Here is a 2,136-nt window from a genome sequence, read left to right on the forward strand (position 1 = left end):
CCGGATAATTTATCGATAAAGATATTCTCTGCCACGGTCAGATCCGGTGCCAGCATAAACTCCTGGTAAATGACGGCTATCCCCTGTTCCTTGGCATCTTTTGGGCCATTGATTTTAATCCGGGTACCATCCACCAGAATCTCTCCGTCATCCTTTTGATACGCACCGGATAAAACTTTCATAAGCGTTGACTTTCCTGCGCCGTTTTCTCCGATCAGAGCATGTACCTCTCCTTTCTGAACCTTTAACGAAACATCCGTCAGCGCCTTAACACCTCCGAAATGCTTGGTTATATTATTCATCTCAAGTCTGTATTCGTCCTGCATAGTATCCTCCATATTCCGGCATACACCGGTAGTCCATAATTGAAACAGGCTCTATGAACTACCAGTGAATATTTAAGAATTAAAATCCAAATTCGTAATGTTCATCAACGTTTTCTTTTGTCACGGCAACTGCCTCCGTCAAAATAACATCGTCATAGCTTTTCCAGTCCTTTTTATCCACCAGGATTTCTTTGGCAACTTCTATACCTTTTTCAGCTACTTTATATGGTGAATTTTCTCCTGTACCAAAATATTTTCCTTCTTTGATCAGATCATATGCTTCTTTTGCCCCATCTGCTGCTGCAACCATATCCACGCCCGTAATTCCTGCATTTTCCAGTGCTTCCATTCCGCCAAATAGCATCTGGTCGTTTTCTCCCAGCATACAGTTCAAGTCTTTGTTGGCAGTAATTAAATCTTCTGCCGCAGTTAATCCCTCTTCTCTTGTTCCTGCACCCCAGCCTTGTCCACGCAGGGTAAATCTGGCTTTTTCATTGGATGCTTTTCCATTTTTCATTAAATCATCCTCAAATTGCTGTGCCGCTTCCCACGCTTCTTCTTCACTGTATCCCGCTCTGCTTTCAATGATTCCGCAGAATAAACCCAGCCTTCTTTCCATACATGCCACATTTCCCTTTAATGCACTAAGGAGTACCGCAATGATTTCTTTGTCTTTGTCAAACTGATCGCCGTATGCTTTTCCCACCAGTCTGCCATTTTGTTTATTGTCGGAATATATCGTGGTACATTGATTACATTCTCCCACACCACTGTCCAGATTGATTACCGGAATATCTGCCTCTGCAGCCACGTTGATGCTTGGAATGCAGGCATCCGGCTCAACACTGTCCAGAAAGATCAGATCCATTCCCTGGGTAATAAATGTCTCTAAATTTTCAGTTTCTTTACTGGTATCACTGTTGGCATCCAAAACGGTACATTTCCATCCCTTTTCTTCCGAAAGTTTTTTTACCGCCTCCACCAGGCTGACAAAGTAGGGGGAATCCTGTGTCTTGATTGCAAAACCGACTTTAATATCTGACTTTTCCTGCCCATCAGCCGTCGTTACCTGTTCCTCAGCCGCACCCTTTCCTGCTGCTGTTGTTTCTTTTTCCTGCCCACTGCTGCCGCATCCCGCCATTGCTATCACCATTGTCAAACACAGCACTGCACTTATCATTTTTTTAAACATACCAATACCTCCGCTTATTTTATAATCATATGATTTGCCGCAATTTCCCACACAAGAATTTTCTAACAGACGTATACTCCGACTTCTTTTGCCATTTTTGCAAAGTTAACAATATTTTCCAATGGCATGTCATCCATAAAGTTACTGGTAGGCGCCATAATATACCCGCCTTCTTTGCCCAGGGACTGTACTCTCACCTCCATTTCCTTCTTCAGCGTATCCATAGAACCGATCAGCGCAGTCTGTTCATCTATGCCGCCATGAAATATGAGCTTATTTCCAAATTCCTTTTGCAGCCGGAAGGTATCCATATCGTCCGCGCTTGGCTGAATAGGGTTCAATATATCAACACCTGTAGCAATAATTCCATCCAAAATCTTATATACGGATCCGCATGTATGATGGAATATTTTCGCCTGAGGCGCTTTTGACTTAATAAAATCATTTAATTTTTTACGCCTGGGAACAATCATTTCATTAAAAAGCTCCGGAGATATAATTGGTCCTCTCTGCGTACCGTAATCATCTCCCGTTTCCACAATCTGTATGTACTCTCCGCATTCTGTCAACAGAACATCGTAAAGCCCCATTTGTATTTCCAGCGTTTTATCCAGCAGC

At 42.8% G+C, this 2,136-nt stretch carries 3 protein-coding genes; all 3 read right to left on the reverse strand.

Going from position 1 to position 2,136, the window contains the following annotated elements; genetic code table 11:
* Positions 1–326, reverse strand: a 326-nt coding sequence (locus ACH2DQ_RS00495; protein WP_395025050.1) for an ATP-binding cassette domain-containing protein, incomplete at its 3' end; no start/stop codon positions are given.
* 79 nt (positions 327–405) lie between these two features.
* Positions 406–1,518 (reverse strand): substrate-binding domain-containing protein, encoded by a 1,113-nt coding sequence (locus ACH2DQ_RS00500; RefSeq protein ID WP_394910831.1) that lies wholly within the window; start codon positions 1,516–1,518, stop codon positions 406–408.
* Between the two features lie 62 nt (positions 1,519–1,580).
* Positions 1,581–2,136 (reverse strand): uroporphyrinogen decarboxylase family protein (locus ACH2DQ_RS00505; RefSeq protein ID WP_395025053.1); only part of this gene is annotated, 556 nt, incomplete at its 5' end.

The sequence above is a fragment of the Robinsoniella sp. genome (assembly GCF_034124845.1).

Coding starts and splice junctions, on each gene's coding strand:
- ACH2DQ_RS00500 (WP_394910831.1), bottom strand. CDS start 1,518: ATGTTTAAAAAAATGATAAGTGCAGTGCTGTGTTTGACAATGGTGATA.